18 protein-coding genes are annotated in these 23,752 nt (G+C 58.7%); 9 read left to right on the top strand and 9 right to left on the bottom strand.

Annotated elements, in window-relative coordinates; translation table 11 throughout:
- Nucleotides 1–59: 59 nt before the first annotated feature.
- The 4 genes from ung (at nt 60) to KVH01_RS03365 (ending at nt 7,682) form a co-directional block, all read left to right on the top strand.
- The gene (gene ung, locus KVH01_RS03350; RefSeq protein WP_005785971.1) at nt 60–752 is read left to right on the top strand and encodes a uracil-DNA glycosylase; all 693 of its coding nucleotides are present in this window, start codon (nt 60–62) and stop codon (nt 750–752) included.
- A gap of 228 nt (nt 753–980) precedes the next feature.
- Complete coding sequence (locus KVH01_RS03355; RefSeq protein ID WP_217880452.1) at nt 981–3,011, top strand: hypothetical protein; 2,031 nt, start codon at nt 981–983, stop codon at nt 3,009–3,011.
- Nucleotides 3,012–3,273: 262 nt separating this feature from the next.
- Complete coding sequence (locus tag KVH01_RS03360) at nt 3,274–5,211, top strand: hypothetical protein (RefSeq protein WP_217880453.1); 1,938 nt, start codon at nt 3,274–3,276, stop codon at nt 5,209–5,211.
- 182 nt (nt 5,212–5,393) lie between these two features.
- Complete coding sequence (locus KVH01_RS03365; protein ID WP_217880454.1) at nt 5,394–7,682, top strand: autotransporter outer membrane beta-barrel domain-containing protein; 2,289 nt, start codon at nt 5,394–5,396, stop codon at nt 7,680–7,682.
- An 86-nt stretch (nt 7,683–7,768) separates the two neighbouring features.
- Here the strand turns inward: KVH01_RS03365 and KVH01_RS30525 are convergent, their stop codons facing one another.
- The 6 genes from KVH01_RS30525 to KVH01_RS03395 all read right to left on the bottom strand — a co-directional run bounded on the left by KVH01_RS30525 (nt 7,769) and on the right by KVH01_RS03395 (nt 16,176).
- Nucleotides 7,769–8,095 carry a YncE family protein gene (locus tag KVH01_RS30525; protein WP_217880455.1) on the bottom strand — a complete coding sequence of 109 codons (327 nt, stop codon included), beginning with the start codon at nt 8,093–8,095 and terminating at the stop codon, nt 7,769–7,771.
- Between the two features lie 342 nt (nt 8,096–8,437).
- The gene (locus KVH01_RS03375; protein WP_217880456.1) at nt 8,438–11,977 is read right to left on the bottom strand and encodes a YncE family protein; all 3,540 of its coding nucleotides are present in this window, start codon (nt 11,975–11,977) and stop codon (nt 8,438–8,440) included.
- Nucleotides 11,978–12,136: 159 nt separating this feature from the next.
- Nucleotides 12,137–13,165 (bottom strand): AbrB family transcriptional regulator, encoded by a 1,029-nt coding sequence (locus KVH01_RS03380; protein WP_217880457.1) that lies wholly within the window; start codon nt 13,163–13,165, stop codon nt 12,137–12,139.
- Nucleotides 13,158–14,672, bottom strand: coding sequence for a tripartite tricarboxylate transporter permease (locus tag KVH01_RS03385; RefSeq protein WP_043046378.1), 1,515 nt, complete (start codon nt 14,670–14,672; stop codon nt 13,158–13,160). Before KVH01_RS03385 ends, KVH01_RS03380 begins: the two co-directional genes overlap by 8 nt.
- 1 nt (nt 14,673) lies before the next feature.
- The gene (locus tag KVH01_RS03390) at nt 14,674–15,132 is read right to left on the bottom strand and encodes a tripartite tricarboxylate transporter TctB family protein (protein ID WP_043046379.1); all 459 of its coding nucleotides are present in this window, start codon (nt 15,130–15,132) and stop codon (nt 14,674–14,676) included.
- A gap of 60 nt (nt 15,133–15,192) precedes the next feature.
- A complete protein-coding gene (locus KVH01_RS03395; protein WP_043046380.1) occupies nt 15,193–16,176 on the bottom strand; it encodes a Bug family tripartite tricarboxylate transporter substrate binding protein in 984 nt (327 codons plus the stop codon).
- 244 nt (nt 16,177–16,420) lie between these two features.
- On the opposite strand from KVH01_RS03395, the gene KVH01_RS03400 reads away from it, so the two are divergent.
- Entirely contained in the window at nt 16,421–17,092 is a 672-nt protein-coding gene (locus tag KVH01_RS03400; RefSeq protein ID WP_043046381.1) for a response regulator, read from the top strand.
- Nucleotides 17,085–18,470 carry a sensor histidine kinase gene (locus tag KVH01_RS03405; RefSeq protein ID WP_217880458.1) on the top strand — a complete coding sequence of 462 codons (1,386 nt, stop codon included), beginning with the start codon at nt 17,085–17,087 and terminating at the stop codon, nt 18,468–18,470. Before KVH01_RS03400 ends, KVH01_RS03405 begins: the two co-directional genes overlap by 8 nt.
- Here the strand turns inward: KVH01_RS03405 and KVH01_RS03410 are convergent, their stop codons facing one another.
- Together KVH01_RS03410 and ygfZ are read right to left on the bottom strand one after the other, a co-directional pair.
- On the bottom strand, nt 18,471–19,292 hold the full coding sequence (locus tag KVH01_RS03410) for an HDOD domain-containing protein (protein WP_217880459.1): 822 nt from the start codon (nt 19,290–19,292) through the stop codon (nt 18,471–18,473).
- 36 nt (nt 19,293–19,328) lie between these two features.
- Nucleotides 19,329–20,270, bottom strand: coding sequence for a CAF17-like 4Fe-4S cluster assembly/insertion protein YgfZ (ygfZ, locus tag KVH01_RS03415; protein ID WP_217880460.1), 942 nt, complete (start codon nt 20,268–20,270; stop codon nt 19,329–19,331).
- Nucleotides 20,271–20,410: 140 nt separating this feature from the next.
- Here ygfZ and KVH01_RS03420 point away from each other — a divergent pair, with 140 nt between their 5' ends.
- Together KVH01_RS03420 and KVH01_RS03425 are read left to right on the top strand one after the other, a co-directional pair.
- Complete coding sequence (locus KVH01_RS03420; protein WP_043046387.1) at nt 20,411–20,665, top strand: FAD assembly factor SdhE; 255 nt, start codon at nt 20,411–20,413, stop codon at nt 20,663–20,665.
- Complete coding sequence (locus tag KVH01_RS03425; protein ID WP_217880461.1) at nt 20,649–21,095, top strand: protein YgfX; 447 nt, start codon at nt 20,649–20,651, stop codon at nt 21,093–21,095. The genes KVH01_RS03420 and KVH01_RS03425 overlap by 17 nt, the downstream gene beginning before the upstream one ends.
- On the opposite strand, the gene nadB is transcribed toward KVH01_RS03425, so the two are convergent.
- A complete protein-coding gene (gene nadB, locus KVH01_RS03430) occupies nt 21,064–22,680 on the bottom strand; it encodes an L-aspartate oxidase (protein WP_217880462.1) in 1,617 nt (538 codons plus the stop codon). The two genes, KVH01_RS03425 and nadB, sit on opposite strands and share 32 nt — an antisense overlap.
- A 461-nt stretch (nt 22,681–23,141) precedes the next feature.
- Here nadB and rpoE point away from each other — a divergent pair, with 461 nt between their 5' ends.
- Nucleotides 23,142–23,723: an RNA polymerase sigma factor RpoE gene (rpoE, locus tag KVH01_RS03435; protein WP_003172477.1), complete on the top strand. Its 582-nt coding sequence runs from the start codon at nt 23,142–23,144 to the stop codon at nt 23,721–23,723.
- Nucleotides 23,724–23,752: the final 29 nt, after the last annotated feature.

Below are 23,752 nucleotides of genomic sequence, written 5' to 3' on the forward strand. Positions count from 1 at the left end.
ACAAGCGGAGTCGGCTTTCCTAGGGTTCGCCTCATTCTTTTTTACAAGACAATTCAACTATGACCGATGGCGACCGTATCAAACTCGAACCCAGCTGGAAACACGCCCTGCGCGATGAGTTCGAGAAGCCCTACATGGCCCAGTTGCGCGAGTTCCTGCGCCAGGAACACGCCGCCGGCAAAGAGATCTACCCGCCTGGCCCGCTGATTTTCAACGCCCTTAACTCCACCCCCCTGGATAAGGTCAAGGTGGTGATCCTTGGCCAAGACCCCTACCACGGGCCCGGCCAGGCCCACGGCCTGTGCTTCTCTGTGCAACCTGGCGTGCCGGCGCCGCCGTCACTGGTCAATATCTATAAAGAACTCAAGCGCGACCTGAATATCGACATCCCCAATCACGGCTACCTGCAAAGCTGGGCCGACCAGGGGGTGTTGATGCTCAACACCACCATGACCGTGGAGCGCGCCAATGCCAACGCCCATGCGGGCAAGGGCTGGCAGTTCTTTACCGATCGTATTATCGAGGTGGTCAGCGAGCATCAGCCGCACTTGGTGTTTCTGCTGTGGGGCGCTCACGCCCAAAGCAAGCAGAAGCTGATCGATGCCACCAAGCATCTGGTGCTGACGTCGGTGCATCCGTCGCCGTTGTCCGCGTATCGCGGGTTTCTGGGATGTGGGCATTTCAGCCGGGCTAACAAGTTTCTTGAGCAAAGCGGTGAGACACCGATTGATTGGGTGTTGCCGCCTGTCTGATACGTGCGAGGCGTGCTATGCCGTCTCACATCTGCAATTCGATGATTCGAAAGAATTTTATCGTTCTGGCCAGGCTTAACAAAACTGCAGGGGACGCAGCACCTGTTAGTTCTGACAGTATCCGCTTGGGGGCAAATTGCCTTAACTACTCTCCGTGATCTTTGGATGGGGTCAGTACCCTTTAGGTGGTCGAGGGCCTCAACCTGATAGTCGTCTAGGAGAGTCGATATGTCTGAGTACGATCCGCTTAACCCACCTTCCAGTCGTGGCACAAAAGCAGGTGTGCTGGTCCTGGATGCACCTGTTGCACCTGATGCATTACCCCTTGAGGCAGATGATCGCGGTCATAAAATACCGGTATTTTTTCAAAGCACAGGGCTGAGGGTTGAAGTGCCTACGTTGTGGCCCGGCAGTAACGTGCTCGATCCTGGGGATATCACTCTTGTCAAGTGGTTTTTTGGAGTCGAGATGTTTGATGAGAAGAGGCTGACGGCGCCTTATGACGCTAGCGACCTGCCTGACGTTGACGCTCTGGTACCTCCCCATCTCATGGACGTACCCGGCCTGCATAAATTGTACTACGAGGTGATATTAAGAGAGTCAAGTGGTAACCCAGGGGAGCTTTCGTTTTCGACAAATCTGGACAGTGACAAGGTCGGGCCAAATAGCGGCTTGCGTGGTCCGCGTTTCCAGTTCCCGCAGGTCATCGAAGATGACGGCGTAACGGATGAATATCTGGATAATCCCGCCAACCTGGACAGAGTGACCGCTACCATTGATTTGATTTGGCCGGACATACGTTTGGGGGATGTGGTGGAGGCTTCTTTAATACCATTGCCTTTTCTCAAGCCTTTGCGCAAACGTCCACGCCATTTGGACATCGTTGCCACCACCACCATTGTTCAAGCGCACAAGGATGGGGTTCGGCCCATCGAGGTGCATTTCCCGGGCGCTTTTCTTCGCGGTTTGCCCAATCGGGAGTTCAACGCTCAGTACTATTTGAAAGACCGCTCGGGTCGTGAGTCGGGCCCATCACGTACCGCTCCCCTGTTAATCAATCTGACGCCTACGCCCACCGACCTGCGTCCTGTTGAAATTCCGCAGTTGAATGATGGGCGTATAGCCCTCAATGACGCCCGTGCTGAAGGCGGGGTATATATGAATATCCTCGAAGTATTCGGCTCAACAGAGGGGGATCGTCTCCTACCGTCATGGGATCTTATACCGCTTGACCCCATCGTTATTTCAGCTTTTCAGGCTTGGCCTATCAGGGTGCCGATTCCGTATTCGGTGTTGGCCAGCGGCGGTTACGAGTTCGTTTCCGGGATTGTGAGGGCAGAATACCGTTGGCAGAGAGGCGTTGCCCCCTCCAGGCCATCGATCACCCGCTTTGCTCCTGTGGATCTGACGGTTGCCGGGCCGGTGAGCCCTAATAACCCAGACCCTATCAACCTGTTGCTGGACGTGGTGACAGTGAAGGGGGTAGATGGTGACAACCAATTGACTATCAACGACGAGGGTAAGCCGGTACGCGTGATTACCTCGTTGTATGACGCGCCCGATGTTGGTCAAACGTTGGAACTGATGGCAGGGAGCTTTCCCGGGCCCATCGCGACCTACACCGTGCAAGCGGGAGATAGCGCGGGTCGGGAAATTGAGTGGTTCGTCGGCTGGAACATCATCGAGCTTTTAGATACAGGTTGGGTTCCTTTCTTTTACTGGACCTTCAACGGGGTCAACCGGCAACGCGCGTCAGACACGCCGGTAATGGTCAATATCGTGCGGCTCGTCGGGCTAAAACCGCTTGAGTATGTAGGAGTCGAGTACGGACCCGGTCCTGGTGCCGGGTTTATCAGCTGCCATCTGCGACCTTGGGTAAACGGAGCGGGCGTTAAAATACCCGGGGATCCAACGCTGTTGGACGGCGGTGATGAGGTGATTTTGCACTGGGCCAGTTATGCGCACCCTAATGGCTTCGCTGGCGCTGTTATTCCTGAAACCATCAAGGCCTTCAGCCATACGCTGACGGAACAAGAAGCTCGTGAGGGATATGTCTTTCAGGTTCCGTTTGACCCATACATCTTGCTTCCAGGGCTGGTCAAGCCACCAGAAGGGCAAACCAACCCTCGGCATGGCTCTGCGGTTGCGCGCTATCAGATCATCAAACCGGCAGGTGCAGGCATGGGGTATTCCGAGCGTAACTTGGTGTTCATCAGATTGATTCGGCCCAACTCACCGCCTTGCGTGTCGGACGATTAGGCGTAGTGGAGAAGGATGCAGTGTGCTTGTAGTGAAGGAGGTGCTCGTGGTTGCGAGCATCACAGTCGAGCCGCAGGGGATACTGTCAAGTTTGACAGTTACGCGTTAAAGGGAAATCCCATTAAATGAATGAGAGGCCAGCAGATTTTCCAATTCAGACCTCTGCAGGGTCGGCATACGTTTAGAAAATGACACCCGGGTGTTTAGTCTTACCGTCGTTTTATGCCCGGACAGATACTTATTCTTTTGAGGAGTTTGAATCATGTCCAACACATCCAGTAAACCTGTTAGTCAAGACCCTGTAGGCCCCATGGAAGAGTGGGAAGAACCCGTTCCCGATCCCACATTATTACCTGCTCCGACGATCCCTGGTTTATTGCCGGCCATTGCTGGCGACAACCACCGGAATGTGGTGACAAGGGCGCTTCAATTGAGCGGACTCATTCTATGGATTGACCTGTGGGACCGTACCGGCTTTTTTAATCTATTCGATATACTCACCGTCTTTGTGGATGGCCGGCCGGTACATATTGAGACCTACGACGCAGCTGTCACTTTACCTGATCCGGTAATTGTGAATTTGGGCCCCAAGTCGGCCTTGCAAACCAACGGTGTCAAAGACATTAGCGTTCATGTGCTCAACCTCAGCGACAATGACGTTAATTACAACATCATTCGGGTTTACGTAGATGCGCAGGACCCTAACTATGGCAGTCAACCTTCGAGGGTCATGATAGAAGATTACGGCACCGAACTGACCCCAGCCTTTCTCGTGGGTAAAGCCGGTTTGGAATTCACCATTCCCACGCCGGCAGACCGGCGTGGCGGTGATACTTATCGAGTACTTGTGGGAAGTAATATCGTTGCGATCGAGGATGACGTGCCGGTGACAGGCGACATTACTGGTCATATTCCAACTGCAACGATTCTTGAGCGGTCAGGTTCGATAGACGTGAGATATAACCTGGCTGATCGGTCTGGCAACACGACTACGTTGTCTATTCCAAACTACGTACAAGTGAGTCTGAACGAAGCGCCCGTGTTTGGTCCCGTCAGTGTGTTGGAAGCGCCATTGGTTGATAAAGCAGAGGCCCGTAACGGCGCAACGGTGCGGTTGGAAAGCCTGACCGGCCATTTGCAGAACGACACCCTGGTCGTGTTATGGGGGGCTATTGAGATCTATCGTCAATCTATTGGCATGCCCGTTTTCCCAATTGACATCCCTGCAGGTTTTGCAGCTATTGCAGCAGGCGGGAATTTCTATACGGCGGATATCAAAGTCATGATTGAGCGCCAAAGCAGCCCCACTTACAACGCAACTGCGGTGCAAGTGGATGTCGACCTGCGTGAGCCCGGTGGGCAAAACCCTGGCGAAGGCCCTGTAGACCCAAACTTGGCACAGCCCGTTCTGCTCGGTGGGGGCCCCGACCCCAAACCCGATAACCGCCTCTCCGAGAAAGATCGCAACTTCGATGCCACCGTCACTTTCACCCTACCACCGGGGCTGGAAGCAGGTGATTTCATTGACTATGTCTATGGGGGGGATGTCGTTGCGACTTACCCGGTAACCGGGACGGAAGCGGCCGATTTTCCGGTGCCTTTTACCGTGCCGTGGGCCGCTATCGATGCCAAGGGCAATGGCACCATTGAAACCCACTGCGTTATTCGGGATGCCATCAACTATAAGCATTCTCCGAATCAAGATGTTGTCGTGGAGATCTTCAACATCGGTAGCCTCACGCCTGTGACCTTTGAAAATGCCACGGTTATTACAAACAACCCGAACTTCACCTATGCCATTAACTGTGCTCGGCAGCCTTGGCTAGGTGTGCCTGTCAAGATTCTGGATCCCGGGCTCCTCTTGGTTGGCGACAAAGTGATCATCGAGGCTGTCAGATACGTGTTCAACGCTCCTGGCGCGCCTGTCGGTACGCCCATAGAGACCTCTGAATTCGAGCTCAACAGTGAGCATATCAATCTTGGCTTGACCGTCCCGCTGGATTTGAAGGTCTGGCTTCAAGACGTCACAGGCAATAATGGCCGAGGCATCGTCGGTGTGCGTTGGAGGCTTCTGCGCCCCTCCACGGGAGACCGGGGCAGGTCCGAAGAGGTGAGGGCAGCCTGGGATCTGGTTGGTTCGGGAGGCAACATTCCTGGCTATTGTGTTCCGGGTGCGTCGCGCGTCAAAGGTACGCTTTGATTGATTGTCGGGGCCCCACCCTCTCGCTTGAGAGGGTGGGGTTTTTTATTGAGTTTGTACCTTAAGGAAAGTCCTACGCTCTTTGGGAACTCACGTTATTAGTCTCTGCACCGTGGAAAACGGAAACCTCTTCGATACGGGTTCCGGGTTCGAACTGGTACTTAATTCTGAGGCTACACAACATGATTTCTCCTGCTTCCCAGCGTTTTCGTTACTCGCGTTTATCATCGATCATCAAGCTCGTAGCCGCCGCACCGTTATGCCTGTTGAGTCAACAGGCAATGTCGACAATTGTGGTGGACGGAACGGTGGGCAGCGGCAAATATGACGTCCGCCCGGGGGCCGCAGCCAGCGACTATCTGGCCCAAAAAGGTGCGACGCTTACTGTTCACAAGAACGCCAATGTTAAAGAAATACGTGCGACGAGCGGGTCGACCTTGACGTTGACAGGAGCCAGCGTGAGTTCTGTCCATGGCTCCCAGGCGGCCATTGCGCTCAGCAATTCAAGCGCCACTATTTCCGACGCGCGCATTACCAGCCACACCAGTGGCGGCTTGAATGTGGCTCGCCAGGTGGGCACGCCCACGGGGTCCTACGCACAAGTCGACAATAGTGAAATCACTGGAGCGACCTATGGGGCCAACGTCACGTCCCATAGCCTTCTGGAGTTGAACAACTCTGTGCTGGTGGGCCAACGCCAGCAAGGGTTGAGGCTCCTGGGAGGGGCCGCAATCGCCACTGACAGCGAAATTACCGGTGGTACCACGGGCGTTGTGATGTCCCTTGAAAGTGCAACTGCCCTTGAGTCGCCTCACCTGATACTCGACGGTTCGCGTGTGACGGGCCTCGATGGCCCCGCGATTAATGTGCTGGGGCCGATCACGGCTGAAATCGACGTGACCAATGGTTCGTCCCTGCAGGGTCAGAACGGTAACATGCTCGAGCTGACCCAAGGCGGCTCGGCCAACATGCGCGTGCGCTTCAGCGAGTTGGCTGGCAATATTCAGGTGGGTGCCGACAGTGCGTTGGACCTTAACCTGGACCACGCAATTCTGACGGGTGATGTCATCAACAACGGCGGCAGCGCCAGTGTCGGCCTGAATAATGGCTCGGTGCTCACCGGCCGCCTGGAAAACGTCGACACACTGGCGATCAACAGCGACGCCACCTGGGTCATGGTCGACGACCAGCATGTGGGCGATCTGCTCCTGGCCGGCGGTAACGTCAAGTTCGGCGACACCGGCACGTTCTACCAATTGGACGTTGACAACCTGTCGGGCAATGGCACCTTCGTCATGAGCGCGGATTTCGCTACCTTGACCGGCGACTTCCTGAATGTCACCGGCACGTCCTCGGGTGACCATCAGTTGTTGATCGCCAGCACCGGTGCAGACCCGTTGTCGGAAGATCGCTTGCATGTCGTGCACACCGAAGACGGCGGCGCCAAGTTCAGCCTGGTGGGTGAACGGGTGGACGTGGGTACATACTCCTACAGCCTGGTCGACGACAACGAAGGCAAGGATTGGTTGCTCGATCCGGGCAGCAAAGTGATCAGCCCGAGCACCAACTCCGTGCTGGCCCTGGCCAACGCGGCGCCGAGTGTGTTGTACGGCGAAATGACCAACCTGCGCACCCGCATGGGTGAGCTGCGCCATAGCGATGGTCAATCGACCGGGTTGTGGAGCCGTGCCTATGGCAACAAATTTGAAGTGAACAACAGCGATAAAGGCATGCAGTACAACCAGACTCAGCGTGGTTTCACCCTGGGTGCCGATGTGCCGTTGACCGGGGGCGATGGTCAATGGCTGGCGGGCTTCATGGCCGGTCACAGCACCTCGGACCTGGATCTGACCCGCGGCAGCAAGGCCACCGTCGACAGCTACTACGTGGGCGGCTATGCAACCTGGCTGGATGCAGAAAGCGGCCTGTACTTTGACGGTGTGCTCAAGTTCAACCGCTTGCACAACAAGTCAGACGTTGCCATGAGCGACGGCAAGAAAGCCAAGGGCAACTACACGCAAAATGCGGTCACGGCTTCGGCTGAAGTGGGGCGTAATATCAAGCTGGATGACGGTTACTTCGTCGAGCCATACGGCCAATTGGCCACGGCGATCATCCAGCGCCAGAGCTATGAGCTGGACAACGGCCTGCAGGCCGAAGGTGCACGTACGGCTTCGGTAGTAGGTAAGCTCGGTGTGACCGCCGGACGTGACATCCAGTTGGACAGCGGCAGCGTGTTGCAGCCGTACCTGCGTACGGCGGTGGCCCATGAGTTCAACCAGAGCAACAAGGTGTCCGTCAATGGCAACAGCTTCAACAACGACCTGTCGGGATCGCGGGTTGAGATGGCGGCCGGTGTCGCCATGGCGGTGTCGAAGAACTGGAAGGTGCATGCCGATGTGGAACGTAGCATGGGCAAGAGCATTGACCAGCCTTGGGGGGTGAATGTGGGGTTGCGTTACGATTTTTAAGGATGTGAACCTCTGACGTGTAACCCACTAAAAAAGCCCCGGATCGCAAGATCCGGGGCTTTTTATTGAGTTCGCACCGGGGCGAGCTAAAACACCACCAAGGACACGGAATCGCCGCCAACATTGGCGTTATACCCGTGGGAATCTTCTGGAGCTACCACGACTCCACGGGGCTTGTTAAAGCCGTGTGCGCGGTTGTTATCGGGGCTAAGAGTGACATCAATGGGGGCACGCACAGGGATTGACGCCAGGCGTTGGCGGGTGGCGGTATTGATTATCACCAGTTGTGACGCCCCGTTATCAGCCACGTACAGGTGATTGGCCGCTGGATGAACGGCCACCGGTGTGGTCAAACCGGGAATGTAAGGTGCTAGCTGCGAGACAGGGGGGAGGTCGCTCAGGGCTGGTTCCATGATCAGGACCTCGTAGTAAGATGCGGCACCGCGACGGGAGGGAGCATCAGGGGATTGCACGCAGGGTGGAGGATGAATGACTAGCTGTGAGAATTGACAGTGCCGACGAATGGTATGGCCCGCTGAGGCCTGCCTGAACGGTTGCCCCCAAACTTGCGTTGAGCAGATATATTCGCGCTTTCCTGCAATTCGATGCGGCCGCCGCGGATGACTCCGCTGCCGGGCTGGCTGCAAGCACTGAAAATGCGGATTAGCGCTGATAAGTAGCGAATAAAGCGCAAACAGGTTTATCGGAGAGATAAACCTGTTTGCGTTACTTCTGGCTCATGTTGCCCTGGGTTGTCAAAGTTGAACGACAAACACTGTATTGGCATTGTAGTTGCTGACTAATGCATATGACCCATCGGGGGCAATAGCGATGCTTGTGGGATAGACGAACCCCGTCATGGTTCTGATGACTTCCTCTTTGTCGATGTCAATGATTGCCACTGAGTTGGAGGTCTGCATCGTTACATAAGCCAGCCGGCGTGTGGGATGAAAGGCTATACCGAATACGCCGGTTAGGTTGGGTATGGTGTTGCTGATTAAGTTGGTGCGCGTGTCGACGATTTTCACGTTGGCCATATTTTTGTCTGTCACATAGATTTTTTGCGCATAAGGGCTGTATGCCAGTCGCCAGGCATAACTGAAACCTGCAAGTGTCGACAGCTGAGTATTGGTAGCCGTGTCGATAATGCCCATCGCATTATAGGCTGCAGAGTATAGACGTGTGCCCTGTGGAGCCAGCGTAAAGTCCGTAGGGTAATAGGCGTATTCCGACTGGATTATGCTGTCGTTCGATGTGTCAATAACTTGTAATGAGCTGTAGTAGCTACTGCCATGGTAAAGGCGTGAGCCGTCAAGATTAAATGTTAATGCGCCAAATCCATAACGGGAAAGGCCAGTAATTTTATTGATGATTTTATTGTCACTTGTATCGATTATTTGAATTTCGCCAAGGTAGTATCCACTTGTGTACAGGCGTGACCCATCTGGATGAAGCGCCAATCCATTTGTGTAATTATTAATCGGCAGAGTAATGGTGTCCGTCAGGCTGAACGTCGTCAGATCAATCACGGATATCGTGCTGGTATTGTAATTGGCAACATAAGCTACGGTGCCCTCTGCATTAATGACAATGCGGTCCGGGGCGCCACCTACGTTGATGCTGTCTACAACGCCCGGTTGCTTGCTGATTCTGTAACTTGCAGGCACCAACCGTTGCGCTGTCGCCCGCCCGCCGCCATCCAGCGACACATACCCCTTGAGGTCCAACGAGCTGCCATCGGCGAGTCTTCTCAGGTAACTGGCCGGAATCGGCGTCAGGATGCGCTTGGCGGCAAACTCGTCGGGCGTCAGCGGGGTGCCGTTGCGCAGCACTTGATTCACTGTGCCCTCGGCATCAATCCACACCGCTTGCGGGTTCTCAGGGTCATAGCGCAAAAACGGCCAGGCATTGATCCGAACATCATGTGCCTTACTGACATCAATCACCCCGCCATTGGTCTCGGCCTGTGGCACACTCACCAAGTCCCAATACTGCGTCTCCAGCGCCTCGATCTCGAGCGTCAGTTCCCTGGACGGTTCACGCTTGTGGTCACGGATCACCTCGTAGAATACCCGGCAACTTTGCGCCAGGTTGGCGCCCACAAACACGTTGGGCACGGTGAAATCGACATAGTCTCCACCGGGCGCAGGTATGCCAGGCTTGATGCCGATATCCGGTGTGCCGAGCCCCGGTTTGCCGATGACGTACACCTTGATGTCATCGCTTGCCAGCATCGGGCGATAACGTACGCGCACGGTCACCACGCCCGACTGCAGCACATGCGCAGGGTTCAGGCGGCTCAGGGTCGGCGTGATCTGCGTGCTTTCGAGCACTTCTGGGACGGGCAGGTCGAGGGCCGCGCCGACGCGGATCCTCAGGGCCTCGGAAAGCATGTCACGCTGCCCCGGTTTTACCACGGTGTAGTACAAACTTTGGGTGCCATTGAGGTTGGCGGTGACGTAGAGCCGAGCAACCACGAAGGGCAGGTCGACACCGAGCCAGTTCTCGTCGATCTCGAATTCCATCCGCGGGGCGCTACCGCCAGGGGCACTGCCTTCGGCGTACAGGTACACCGTGGCGCCCAAGGTGAAGGCGGGATGAGCCTTGACCGTGACATTCAGGTTGCCGCGGTTCTTGTCCGGGTCGAACACATGGTCCGGTGGCACTGCTTCGCGTGTGATGGGCGGTGGCAGGATAGCTCGCAGGCCTCCCACGTACAGGTCCAGCCGACGTGACGGTGGCCCGCCGTTGACGGTGTAGTGCAGCGAGAGCGAGCCGCCTTCCAACTGGGCGATTTCGCCATTGGGTCCGTTGGGCAGTTCTAGGATTATATCGTCCTGGCCGGCGCGGGCCGTGTACTCGGCATAGTAGGACCGACCATTGGCGTAGGTGCCGTTGAGCACCAGCAAAACGCGAGCGTTGGCAGGGTAGCCGGTAAGGGCCCTGATGAACACTGTCACTGGGTCGGTGGCTGCGGGCAGGTTTCCACCTACGGCCTCGCGCACGATAGGCGGCGCCAGGCCGGCCTCGACGGGGGTACCGGTGATATCCACCGACGTGCCGAGGGAGTTGCGTGGTAATGCGTTGAGGCGAAGCCGTTGATAGGTCAATTGGACGCGCCCATCGATCAACGGCACGATATCGGCGTAGGGCCAGCGGATGCGCTGGGCGCGAGTGGTGGAGTCAATAGGGTGGTCGTAAAAGGTGGTAATCAACTGGCTGCCTTCAGTGCGCCCGGAGACTTTCAGACGTAGTACGTCACCGAGTTCATAGCCCAGGCGGTTCACCTCAACCACAATGGTTGCATCGTTGCCGTCAAGGTCATCAGCATCGAGCAGATCGTTTTGGCCTGGCCGCTCGATGGATTCTTCGATGTAAGGGGCCGGTAAAAGCGGTTCTGCACCCGTGTTGCGCCGTACCTCGATGATTTGAGGTGGGGAAAATCCTTGGGAGTGGTTGCCGACCTCGTCCACCACTTCGTATTCGCACACGTGCACGCCGTCACCCACCTTATCCCAAGTGCCGGTGTTGACGTTGATGATGATCGGGGCTTCGCCCGCCGCCTCGAATTCAGTCACGGGGTGTTTGACAACGACCCCCCCGAGGCTCAGACGAATTTCATCACGAACCATGCGATGATTGACCCTGGGGAGGTTTGTGTTAACCGGGTAATAGCCGATGGATACGGGGATGGGGTTTATGGAGTTTTCCGGCGTGACGCCGAAGTCGATTACATCCTGAGGAAATACGGGCTTGGGCAGGTTCTCGTTTTGCGGGGTGCTGGCCACCGGGTTACGCCCACCTGGGAACTCGATATCGACCTTGATATTGAAGGGTTTGGTTTGGTCGCTGCCTCCACCGAAGTGGGTCACAAAGGCCTGCAGTGTATTGCCGGCCTCACGGATAAAGCGTTCGCTGGCCACATGCAGGACAATTTGCAGGCCCTTGCGGGCCTCATCATCGGTTACGGTATGAAAGTCAACGCGAACACCTTTTAATTTCAGCTCGATGAAGTCCCCTTCAACCTGCTCAAGATAAGGCAGCAGGATACAGGTCACGCCTTTGTCACTGACCTCCAGCGCCGCTCGGTTAAAGCCACCATCGAAGCCGACCACCGGATTGCTCAGAGTGGGCAGGTACAGGGGCAAGTCCGCGAAGGGAGTATTGCGAAAGGACTGTGACGTCAAGATGGCGTCGTCGGATTGGGCAATGGTGAAGCCTTCAGGGCGCAAAGAGGCGGGCTGAACGGAAATGGGTGAGCGATCGGGGTGCTGGGTATCCTGGTCGATAGTCATGAAGAAGGTCCTGTCAGAGCCGTTGAGGGGCGTGCCCGAACTGGTTGGGCTGAGCATCACTCGGTTGATTCAACGCTGTGACGAGGGCGAGATATAGCTGTGAGAATTGACAGTGCCGACGAATGGTAGGGGCCTGGGGCGACCCAAGCCAAAGCAAGATCAGGACTGCCGATTCCAATGCCTGAATAACGGCTCCGCCAGAAACAACACAAACAACAAGCGCATCACCTGCATCGCCGTCACCAACGGCACCGACAATTGCAGGGTCTCTGCCGTCAGGCTCATCTCGGCGATGCCACCGGGCATCATGCCCAGCGTCAGTGAGCGCAGGTCCAGGTGGGTCAGCGCACTCAACCCTACCGCTGCCAACGTGGCGAGCGCCATGGTCAAGGCCGTTCCAATCAAGGTGCGGCCCATGAACGCCGGTGCGCTGCGGAAGAACTGCCGATTGAAGTGGCAGCCCAAACCGCTGCCGATCAGCCATTGGCCGATCTGGCTGCCGCCGTCGGGCAGGCCAATGTGTAAATCCCAGGTCACGCTGGCGATGGCGCTCACCAGCAATGGCCCGAACAACCAGGGATTGGGTTGGCGCAAGCGCTGCCAGCCCCAGGCAACCAGCGCACCTATCGGAAATAGCAGGGCCAGCCAGGCCCAGTCGACCGGAGCGGGATGAAACTGCGGTGCACCGCCGCCGAGCAAATACTTGAAGATCGCCGGCACACACAACACCACCACCAGCACCCGCAGACTCTGCCCTGCTGCAACCCGGCTAAGCACTGCGCCATTGCGTGCGCCGAGGTTGACCATTTCGCCGGAGCCGCCCGGCATGCTCGAGAAAAACGCCGTAGCTCGGTCTTCACCGCTGCGGCGCATCAACCAAACGCCGACTACGCTCGACAAGCTTGTAACCAAGGCACCAAAGAAAATCAGGCCGAAGTGGCTCATCACCTGCTCGATCACCACCGGCGTGAAGTGCAGGCCGATGCCGATGCCTACCACCCATTGCCCGCATTTGCGTCCGCCGGGAATCTCCGCCAATTGCCAGGGCGTGAGGCAGCGCACCAGGATGATCGCCAGCAACGAGCCGACCATGTACGGCAAAGGCCAGCCGACCAGGCTGGCCAGGTAACCGCCGGCCAGGCCGACCAGCGGTGTTCCCCACCAATGTTTGAAGGTGACCTCAAGCATCGGCTACGGCACGACGCTGCAAGGAGCGCTTGCGCCAGATACGCAGCAACGGCACGAGCAGCATGATGGCAGTCATTACCCACACACCGAAGGTGATCGGGCTTGACCACAAGATCTCCAGCGCGCCATTGGAAATCGACAGCGCACGACGCAGGTTCTGCTCCATCAGGCCACCGAGGATGAAGCCCAGCAGCAACGGCGACAGTGGGAAGTCCAGCTTGCGCAGGATGTAGCCGAAGATGCCGATGGCGATCATCAGGAACAGATCGAAAGTGGTGGCATGTACGGCGTACACACCGATCGCGGTGATGATGGCGATCACCGGCACCAGCGCCCAGTTCGGCACGGCAAGGATGCGCGTGAAGATGCGGATCATCGGGATGTTGAGGACCACCAGCATGATGTTGGCGATAAACAACGAGGCGATCAGGCCCCAGACGATATCGGGTTGCTGTTGGAACAGCAGCGGGCCAGGGGTGATGTTGTAGAGCGACAGCGCCCCGATCATCACGGCCGTGGTGCCTGAGCCAGGAACGCCGAGGGTCAGCATCGGCACCATGGCGCCGCAGACCGAAGCGCCGATGGCGGTTTCCGGTGCTGCCAGGCCGCGCATGTCGCCTTGGCCGAACTTGCCGCTGGCGCCGGCGATACGTTTTTCGGTCATGTAGGCCACGGCCGAGGCCATGGTCGCGCCAGCACCTGGCAAAACACCGATGATAAAGCCTGACACCCCGCAACGCAGGTTTACGGTCAGCACCGACAAGGCTTCCTTGACGTTGAACATCATGCGCCCGGTGGCTTTCACCGCTTCCTGGCCACGGTGGGTTTTCTCCAGGAGCAGCAGGATCTCACTGATGGAGAACAGGCCCAGCACCAACACCACGAACTGGATGCCGTCGGTCAGGTGGATATTGTCGCCGGTAAAGCGATACACACCGCTGTTGGCATCGATGCCCACGCAGGCCAGGAACAAGCCGATCAACGCCGAGACGAAGGTTTTCAGTGGCTTGTCGCCGGCCATGCCGCCCAGGCAGACAATCGCGAATACCATCAACACGAAGTATTCCGCCGGCCCAAAGGCAATTGCCCATTTGGCCAGCAGCGGGGCGAACAGCACCATGCCGCAGGTGGCGATAAACGCACCGATGAACGAGCTCCAGGCAGACAGCGACAACGCCACGCCGGCCATGCCTTTACGGGCCATTGGGTAGCCGTCGAGGGTGGTCATCACGGTGGAAGCTTCGCCCGGGATGTTGAGCAGGATTGAGCTGATACGGCCGCCGTATTCACAACCCAGGTATACGGCTGCCAGCAGGATCAGCGCTGATTCGGGCGGCAGGCCCAGAGCAAACGCGATGGGGATCAACAGTGCCACGCCGTTGATCGGGCCCAGGCCCGGCAGCAGGCCGACCACGGTGCCGATCAGGGTGCCGCACAGGGCGGTCACCAGGTTGTAGGGGCTCAGCGCGACGCCGAAACCCTGGCCCAAATAGCCGAAAGTATCCATATCAGTTCTCCAGAACGTCGAGCAGACCGAGGGGCAGTGGCACGTCCATGGTTTTATCGAACAGCAGATAAAGACCGATGCTCATCAAGGTGATGATGACCACGCTGGGCAACCAGCGGCCGCCGTACAGCCGTGCCATCGGAATACCGATGAGCATGCTGCTGAGAATGAAGCCCAGGGATTCGAAAGTGCCGGCAAACACCAGCAGCAAGGCCACGCAAATCCCGATCTTGACCAGGGTCGGGCGGTCCAGCGCCGGCTCATCTTCGGTGTGCTTGGTCGGTTGCGGACGAATCAGCATGTAGATCAGCGCCAGGCCCATCAGCCCGATCAGCAGCAGGGGGAAGGCTCGAGGCCCTACCGGTTCGTAGGAAAATGCCGCCTGATACGGCCAGGCCATGAGTGCCAGGCCGATACAGGCCAGTAACATCGCGGCAGCGAAAATGCGTTGAAAGAGCATGGAGAACTCCTGGGCCACGCCTTCGATGCACGAAGGCGTGGCCGCGCGAACAGGGGGCGATTACTGGATCAGGCCGAACTCTTTGGCCAGCACTTTATAGTCGGCCACCTGTTTCTTCACGTAGGTGTCCAGCTCCTGGCCAGTCATGGCGAACGGGAACAGCTCGCGCTGGTCACGCAGCTTGGCGAAGTCCTCGGAGGCCAGCAGTTTGTCGAACGCATCTTTCCACCAGGCATAGTCGGCATCGCTGACTTTTGGCCCAAGGTAGAAACCGCGCACCACCGGCCAGACGATGTCGTAGCCTTGCTCCTTGGCCGTCGGGATGTCTTTCATTTCCGGCTCGTCCAGGCGCTTTTCGGCGAATACGGCCAGCAAGCGCATATCGCCGCTCTGGATGTGTGGCATGGAGTCGGAGATGTCGGTACTGCCCACCTGGATATGGCCGCCCAGCAGCGCCGTGGCGATTTCGCCGCCACCTTCGAGCGCCACATAACGCAGGTCACGGGGGTTGATGCCGGCCGCCTTGGCGATCAGTGCTGTTTGCATCCAGTCCTGGCTGCCGACGGTACCGCCGGAACCAATCACGACCTTGCTCGGGTCCTTCTTCAACGCCTGGACCAGGTCGTCGAGGGTCTTGTAGGGCGAGTCGCTTTTCACCGCGATGGCACCGTAGCTGGTGCCCACCGCCGCCAGCCAGCGCACGTTGGTTTCATCGAAACGGCCGAACTTGCCTTGGGCCAGGTTCAATAGCGAGCCGCTGGACCAGGCCACCAGGGTGCCGGCGTCTGCAGGCCGTTGGGCGACTACGGCGTTGTAGGCCACCGCGCCCACGCCGCCGGGCATGTAGGTCACACGCATCGGCTTGCTTAGCAGCTTTTCATTGACCAGCGCGCTTTGCGCCAGCTTGCAGGTCAGGTCGAAACCACCGCCAGGTGAGGCCGGGGCGATGCATTCAGGGCGCTTGGGTTCGTCGGCGGCCAACAGTTGGCCTGCGAACAGCATGCAACCAGCGGCGAGGGCAACTCTACGTAGTGAAGAGGTCATGGGATTTCTCCGTTATTGTTCTTATTTTGACGAAAACGCGTCGAGGCGTTTTTCGGGTGCTACGAATCAGGTAGCTCGGCAGGCATAGACCACCGTGGCTGGATGCTAAAGGGCGAAGCTTTCACTAACCTTTCAATGGCCTTTCAATGTTTTCGGGCTTCACAGGGCAGGTTGCGCCTGTAAACTCGCCGGCCAGCGGGTCTATAAAAAGCCGCGCCGATCACTCCTCATGAGGTAGAAGTCCATGCGTGTCCTCCTGGTTGAAGACCATTTGCAACTCGCCGAAAGTGTCGCCCAGGCGCTCAAGGGCATGGGTTTGACGGTCGACGTACTGCACGATGGCGTGGCCGCGGACCTGGCCTTGGGCAGCGAGGAGTACGCGGCGGCAATCCTCGACGTGGGCCTGCCGCGCATGGATGGTTTCGAGGTGCTGGCGCGCTTGCGCGCCCGCGGCAAGAATCTGCCGGTGCTGATGCTGACGGCGCGCAGCGATGTGAAAGACCGCGTGCACGGTCTGAACCTGGGCGCCGACGACTACCTCGCCAAGCCGTTTGAGCTGACGGAGCTGGAAGCACGGGTCAAGGCGCTGCTGCGGCGCAGCGTGCTGGGCGGGGAGCGCCAGCAGGCGTGCGGGGTGCTGGTGTACGACCTCGACACACGGCGCTTCACGGTTGGGGGCGAGTTGATGACATTGACCTCCCGCGAGCAAGCCGTGCTCGAAGCCCTTATCGCCCGACCGGGCCGCGTGATGAGCAAGGAACAGTTGGCCTCCCAGGTATTCGGCCTTGATGAGGAAGCGAGCCCCGACGCCATCGAAATCTACGTGCACCGCCTGCGTAAGAAGCTCGACGGCCAACCCATCGCTATCGTGACGTTCCGCGGCCTTGGCTACTTGTTGGAAGCCCGCGATGCATAAGCCCAGCAGCCTGCGCTGGCGCCTGCTGTGCAACCTGGCGCTGCTGCTGGTGTTGTTGATGCTGGCCAGCGGCATGAGTGCCTACTGGAATGGCCGCGAAGCCGCCGACACCGCCTATGACCGCACCTTGCTGGCCTCGGCGCGCACCATTGCTGCCGGCTTGACCCAGGTCGACGGCACCCTTAGCGCGAATGTGCCATACGTGGCCTTGGACACCTTCGCCTACGACAGCGCAGGGCGTATTTATTACCAGGTCAATGACATCGACCAGAAGCTGATTTCCGGCTACGAAAACTTGCCCGGCCCGCCCCCCGGCACGCCGCGCACCGACGATTACCCGGCCCTGGCGCGCTTCTACGATGCCAAGTATCAAGGCCAGCCTGTACGGGTGGTGAGCCTGCTCAAGGCCGTCTCCGAACCGAATATGAATGGCATGGCGGAAATCCGCGTCGCCGAAACCGACGAAGCACGGGTCGCCATGGCCCGCAGTTTGATGGCCGACACGCTGTTGCGCCTGGGTATGCTCGCCATCGGTGCGCTGTTGCTGGTGTGGTTCGCCGTGAGCGCGGCATTGCGCCCGTTGGAACGCCTGCGCACGGCGGTGGAAGAGCGCCAGCCCGATGACCTGCGGCCATTGCCGCTGGTGGAAGTCCAGGATGAATTCGGCCCGTTGGTGCGTTCCCTCAACCACTTTACCGAACGTCTGCGTGGGCAGTTCGAGCGCCAGGCGCAGTTTATTGCCGACGCAGCCCATGAACTGCGTACGCCGCTGGCGGCGCTCAAAGCCCGGCTGGAGCTGGGCCTGCGCGCCGAAAAGCCGGCCACCTGGCGCAGCACCCTGGAAAGCGCCGCACAAGGCACCGACCGCCTGACGCACCTGGCCAACCAGTTGTTGTCGCTGGCCCGCATTGAAAACGGTGCCCGGGCCATTGCCGAGGGCGGTGCGCAATTGCTCGACCTCAGCCAGTTGGCCCGTGAGCTGGGCATGGCCATGGCGCCGCTGGCCCACGCGCGGGGAGTGGCCCTGGCGCTGGAGGCGGACGAGCCGGTATGGCTGCGCGGCGAACCGACGCTGTTGAACGAATTGCTGAGCAACCTGGTGGACAACGCCCTGGCCCACACACCGCCTGGCGGCAATGTGATTCTGCGGGTGACGGCACCGGCGGTGCTGGAGGTCGAAGATGATGGCCCGGGCATCCCGCTGGATGAGCGGGACCGGGTCTTTGAGCGTTTTTACCGACGCAGCCAGCAGGGCATGGGGTCGGGCTTGGGGCTGGCGATTGTCGGCGAGATCTGCCGCGCCCACCTGGCGCAGATCAGCCTGCATGATGGCGAGTTGGCTGGGCTGAAAGTGCGCGTGAGTTTTATTGCGGGTTGATCAGTAAAACATTGAGCGCGCTTCATCCAGTTCGGCGCGTGACTTTTCGCTGTAGAGATCAAGCTGCAGCTTTTGCATCGCCGGCACGCTGGAAATGTTGACTTCCGCCAGCGGATGGTCGGTGTTGTGGTGGCAGTAGAGCACGGCGATCTGCACCAGATCGACGTAGTCGAGCCTGGCAGAGTCGCGTTCCAGGTTCAGGTACTGGCCCGGCAGTTTTGCCAGCATTTCCGGAAAGTCCCAGCCGCCCAACAGTTTGTCGCCCAGCAACGGGTGAATGCTCTCGATGACGTGGTTGAGGCTGACCGGGTCCGAGAGCAGTTCGTAATGGTCTTCGGCGTAGGTGAGGATCGGCAGCACGCCGATCTGATGCACCAAACCACCAAGGGCCGCCTGGTCCGCCTTGAGGTGGCTATGCTTGCGGCACAAGGCGTAGCTGACGCCGGCTACTTCCAGGCTGCGACACCACACATCACGCATTTTCTGTGCAACCACTTCGGAGCGGGCGTGAAAGATCTGCTCCATCACCAAGCCGATGGCCAGGTTGCTGCTGTAGTTGGTGCCGAGCCGCGTGATGGCGGTGTGCAGGTCGGTGACTTCCTGGCTGGCCCGCAACAGCGGGCTATTGACCACTTTGATCAGGCGCGCCGACAGAGCGGTGTCGCGACTGATCACCTTGCTCAAGTGGCTGATGCTGATCTCCGGGTCTTCGGCGGCCTGGCGAATCCTCAGGGCCACCTCCGGCAGTGTCGGCAGAACCAGGTCATCGTTGTCGATGGCCATCACCAAAGCCTGTTGGACTTTTTCCGCCAGCTTGTTCATTCATGCTCTCTAGGGTGCTGCAAAAAGGTACGGCAATTAACGCTGGATCTCGCGATCACGGTCCAGTTGGTAGGGCAGGTCGAGCAGGCGCAAGCCAGGGCCTTCCAGGGTGCCCAAGCGCACGTCGCCATTGTCGGCAGCTTCGGCTTGCAGCACGGCGAGAAGTTCAATCGACTGGTCCGCTTTTGCCGCGATGACGACTTCGCCGATCGCGCTGTTGTGGCTGGGTGAAAACAATGGCGTGCCTGGCTCGGGTAGATCGACCGCCTCCAGGCTCAGGCGATACAGGCGCCGCTTGAGTTTGCCCAGGTACTGCATGCGCGCGACGATTTCCTGGCCGGTGTAGCAGCCTTTCTTGAAGCTCACGCCACCCACGGCCTGCAGGTTGAGCATTTGTGGGATGAACAGCTCACGAGTCTGCGGCATCACTTGGCCGATACCGGCACGGATCTGGCCGAGCAGCCAGGCATTCAAGTCAGCCTGTGGCAGCTGCGCGGCCAGTTGGCTGCGCATGGCGTCGGCTTGCTCTACGGGTACCCAGAGTTCGGCACGGTTAGGGGAGACGCGTATGGCGATGAGCGAATCGGTGCGGACTACGCTGTCGGTCTCGGCCGGCAGTGCCAGGCCAAGGGCGGCCAGGGAAGCGTCTGCGTTTGCCAGGCCGAAGCGCGCCCAGGCGGCGCTTTCGTCGGTGAGTTTGGATTTGGAGAACACCGCGTATTTCTTCAGGTCCGCCAACTGTGGTTCGAGCAGCTCGGTGGCCATGGCCATCAGCACGCCGTCGCCTTGCAACAGGATGCGAAAGCTGGACTGCATACGGCCTTTTTGCGTACAGCGCGCGCCCAGGCTGGCCTGGGTGTCACTCAGGTAATTGAGGTTGCAGGTCAGTTGTCCCTGCAGGAACTTGGCAGCATCGGAGCCGCGGACGGCAAGCACGCCTTCGTGGGTCAGTGAACAGAAAAACGCAGAGTCAGCCATGGGTCATCGCACATCAAAAAGTCATGGGTGCATCATAGAGGGGCGCCCGGCAAATGGATAGTTTCCGTAATGGGCGACCAAAGCCGAGTGTCCCGGTCTCGCCGGGGCTGTATACTGGCGCTCTATTTGAGGAGGGCTCCATGGTCGAAGATGTAGAAATCAATCGTCTCTTCTGGCACAGCCGTCGTGGCATGCTTGAGCTGGATGTGTTGTTGGTGCCGTTCACCAAAGAGGTGTACGCGACGCTCGATAAAGTCGATCGCGATCTCTACGTCAGGCTGCTCGAATGCGAAGACCAGGATATGTTCGGCTGGTTCATGGAGCGCTCCGAATCTGAAGATCCGGAGCTGCAGCGCATGGTTCGCAAGATTCTGGACCGTGTCCAGCCCAAGTAACCACTTCGAATGCCGCTGGCAGGCCTCACGGCTGTTGCTGGCGGCGTATCTGCTTGCCCAGCTGATTGCGCTGGGTAGCCTGCTGGTGCTGAACCTGCCTTATTCAAGCCTTGGCATCCTGCTATGCCTGGCTCACTGCACCTGGGTGCTGCCGCGCCATATCCTGCTCACTCACCGTTCGTCGATTCGTGGCCTGCGCCGTGACGACGATGGCTGGCAGTTATGGAGCGCCGCGCGCGGTTGGCACGCGGTGCAATTGCGTCCCGACAGCCTCGCGTTGCCGCTGATCGTTGTGTTGCGCTACCGAGTGCAGGGTGAGCGGCGAGTGCGTTCGATCTGTGTGCCGCAGGACGCACAGGCTGCCGATGTACACCGGCGCCTGCGGGTACGTCTGAAGTTCAGCCGCCGTAGGTGGCTGGCACCAGGATAGTGTCGCGGGCTTCGGGCAGCATCTGCGGGTAGTCGAGGGTGTAATGCAGGCCCCGGCTTTCCTTGCGCTCCATGGCCGAGCGAATCATCAGTTCTGCCACTTGGGCCAGGTTGCGCAATTCGATCAGGTCACGGCTGACCTTGTAGTTGCTGTAGAACTCGTCAATTTCATCCAGCAGCAAGCGCACCCGGTGCTGGGCGCGTTGCAGGCGCTTGTTGGTGCGCACGATCCCCACGTAATCCCACATGAAGCGTCGCAGCTCGTCCCAGTTGTGGGCGATGATCACGTCCTCGTCCGAATCGGTCACCTGGCTGGCATCCCAGCGGGGCAGGGCGGCTGGTACCGGGATGCGGGGCAGTTGTTCAAGGATGTCGGCTGCGGCTGAGCGTGCATACACAAAACATTCGAGCAGTGAATTGCTGGCCATGCGGTTGGCGCCGTGCAGGCCGGTGAAACTGGTTTCACCGATGGCGTACAGGCCGGGGACATCGGTGCGGCCATGCTGGTCGACCATTACGCCACCGCAGGTGTAGTGCGCAGCGGGTACCACCGGGATCGGGCCTTTGGTGATGTCGATATTGAAGGTCAGGCAACGTTCATAGACTGTCGGGAAGTGGGTCTTGATGAAGGCTTCGGGCTTGTGGCTGATGTCCAGGTATACGCAGTCGATACCCAGGCGCTTCATTTCATGGTCGATGGCGCGGGCGACAATATCGCGCGGCGCCAGCTCGGCGCGAGGGTCGAAGCGCTGCATGAAGCGTTCGCCATTGGGCAACTTCAGGTGTGCGCCTTCGCCACGCAGGGCTTCGGTAATCAGGAAACTCTTGGCCTGGGGGTGGTACAGGCAGGTGGGGTGGAACTGGTTGAATTCCAGGTTGGCCACCCGGCATCCCGAGCGCCAGGCCATGGCAATACCGTCGCCACAGGCGCCGTCGGGGTTGCTGGTATAGAGGTAGACCTTGGCCGCGCCGCCCGAGGCCAAAATAGTGAAGCGTGCGCCGTAGGTATCGACTTCGCCGCTGGCACGGTTGAGCACGTAGGCGCCGAGGCAGCGCTCGCCCGCCAGGCCCAGGCGTTTTTCGGTGATCAGGTCGACGGCGACGCGTTGTTCAAGCAATTGGATATTGGGACGCTGGCGGGCCTGCTCGAGCAGCGTCTTGAAAATGGCCGCGCCGGTGGCGTCGGCGGCATGGATGATTCGCCGATGACTGTGGCCGCCTTCGCGGGTCAGGTGGAACTCAAAGCCACCGTCGTCGCTGCCGGCATGTTCATCGCGTGTGAACGGCACGCCCTGGTCGATCAGCCACTGGATGGCTTCCCGGCTGTGCTCGACGGTGAAGCGCACCGCCTCTTCATGGCAAAGGCCGCCGCCGGCATTGAGGGTGTCCTCAACATGGGATTGCACCGTGTCGGTGTCATCCAGCACCGCGGCGACGCCGCCTTGGGCCCAGAATGTCGAGCCGTTGGCCAGGTCGCCTTTGCTCAAGACGGCGATACGCAGGTGGCTCGGCAGGGTCAGCGCAAGGCTCAAGCCGGCCGCGCCGCTGCCGATTACCAGGACATCGTGTTGGAACTGTTGGCTCATTGAATGGATTCCGCAAAAAGCGATCCGAAGGAGCGGCGCAAGCAGGACGCCTGGATCGGCGAATCAAAGGGGCACACGGGCCACTAGTATATAGAGGGGGGGAGCGGCACAATAGCCACGCACACGTGGCATTGTGAGATTATGCTGCGCAGCTTTGGGAAATGGCCGGTTGGCGAGGCGGGAACTTTTTGCATGGGTCCCGACTCAATAGCAGGTTGCCCGAAAGCTGGGAAAACGTTGAGTTTATTGGCCCGTCGGGAGCATTGGACGCGTCACGAAACCGGCGACAAGATTATTCGCGCAGCCGGCGCCGCCCGGGCTGCGTTTTTCGTGTGTGCCAAATCAGTGCATGCCGGAAACTTGCTTGAAGGGGGAGAACTTTTGCGAAAAGCCCGAGTCTATGTTTGCAAGCCTGATCGTTTAGTTATGCAAGCCTCCTTCGAGTACAACGAGGAGTGTTCATGCTAACCCAGGAAGAGGATCAGCAGCTGGTCGAGCGCGTACAACGCGGCGACAAGCGAGCATTTGATCTGCTAGTGCTGAAATACCAGCACAAAATTCTCGGGTTGATCGTGCGGTTTGTGCACGACACCCATGAAGCGCAGGACGTTGCACAGGAAGCCTTTATCAAGGCGTACCGTGCACTGGGAAATTTCCGCGGTGATAGTGCGTTTTATACGTGGCTCTACCGCATCGCCATTAACACGGCGAAGAACTATCTGGTGTCTCGCGGCCGCCGCCCACCAGACAGTGATGTCAGTTCAGAAGATGCAGAATTTTACGATGGTGATCACGGCCTCAAAGATCTCGAGTCGCCGGAGCGTGCATTGCTGCGCGACGAGATCGAAGGCACCGTCCATCGCACAATTCAGCAACTGCCAGAAGATTTGCGTACGGCGTTAACTTTACGTGAATTTGATGGTCTGAGTTACGAAGACATTGCGAGCGTCATGCAATGTCCGGTGGGGACTGTAAGGTCACGGATTTTCCGGGCCCGGGAAGCCATCGACAAAGCCTTGCAACCTTTGTTGCAGGAAAACTAAAGACAGCGGCGACAGCCAAGAGAGGAACC

This window comes from Pseudomonas khavaziana (genome assembly GCF_019145205.1).
Lineage (GTDB): Bacteria > Pseudomonadota > Gammaproteobacteria > Pseudomonadales > Pseudomonadaceae > Aquipseudomonas > Aquipseudomonas khavaziana.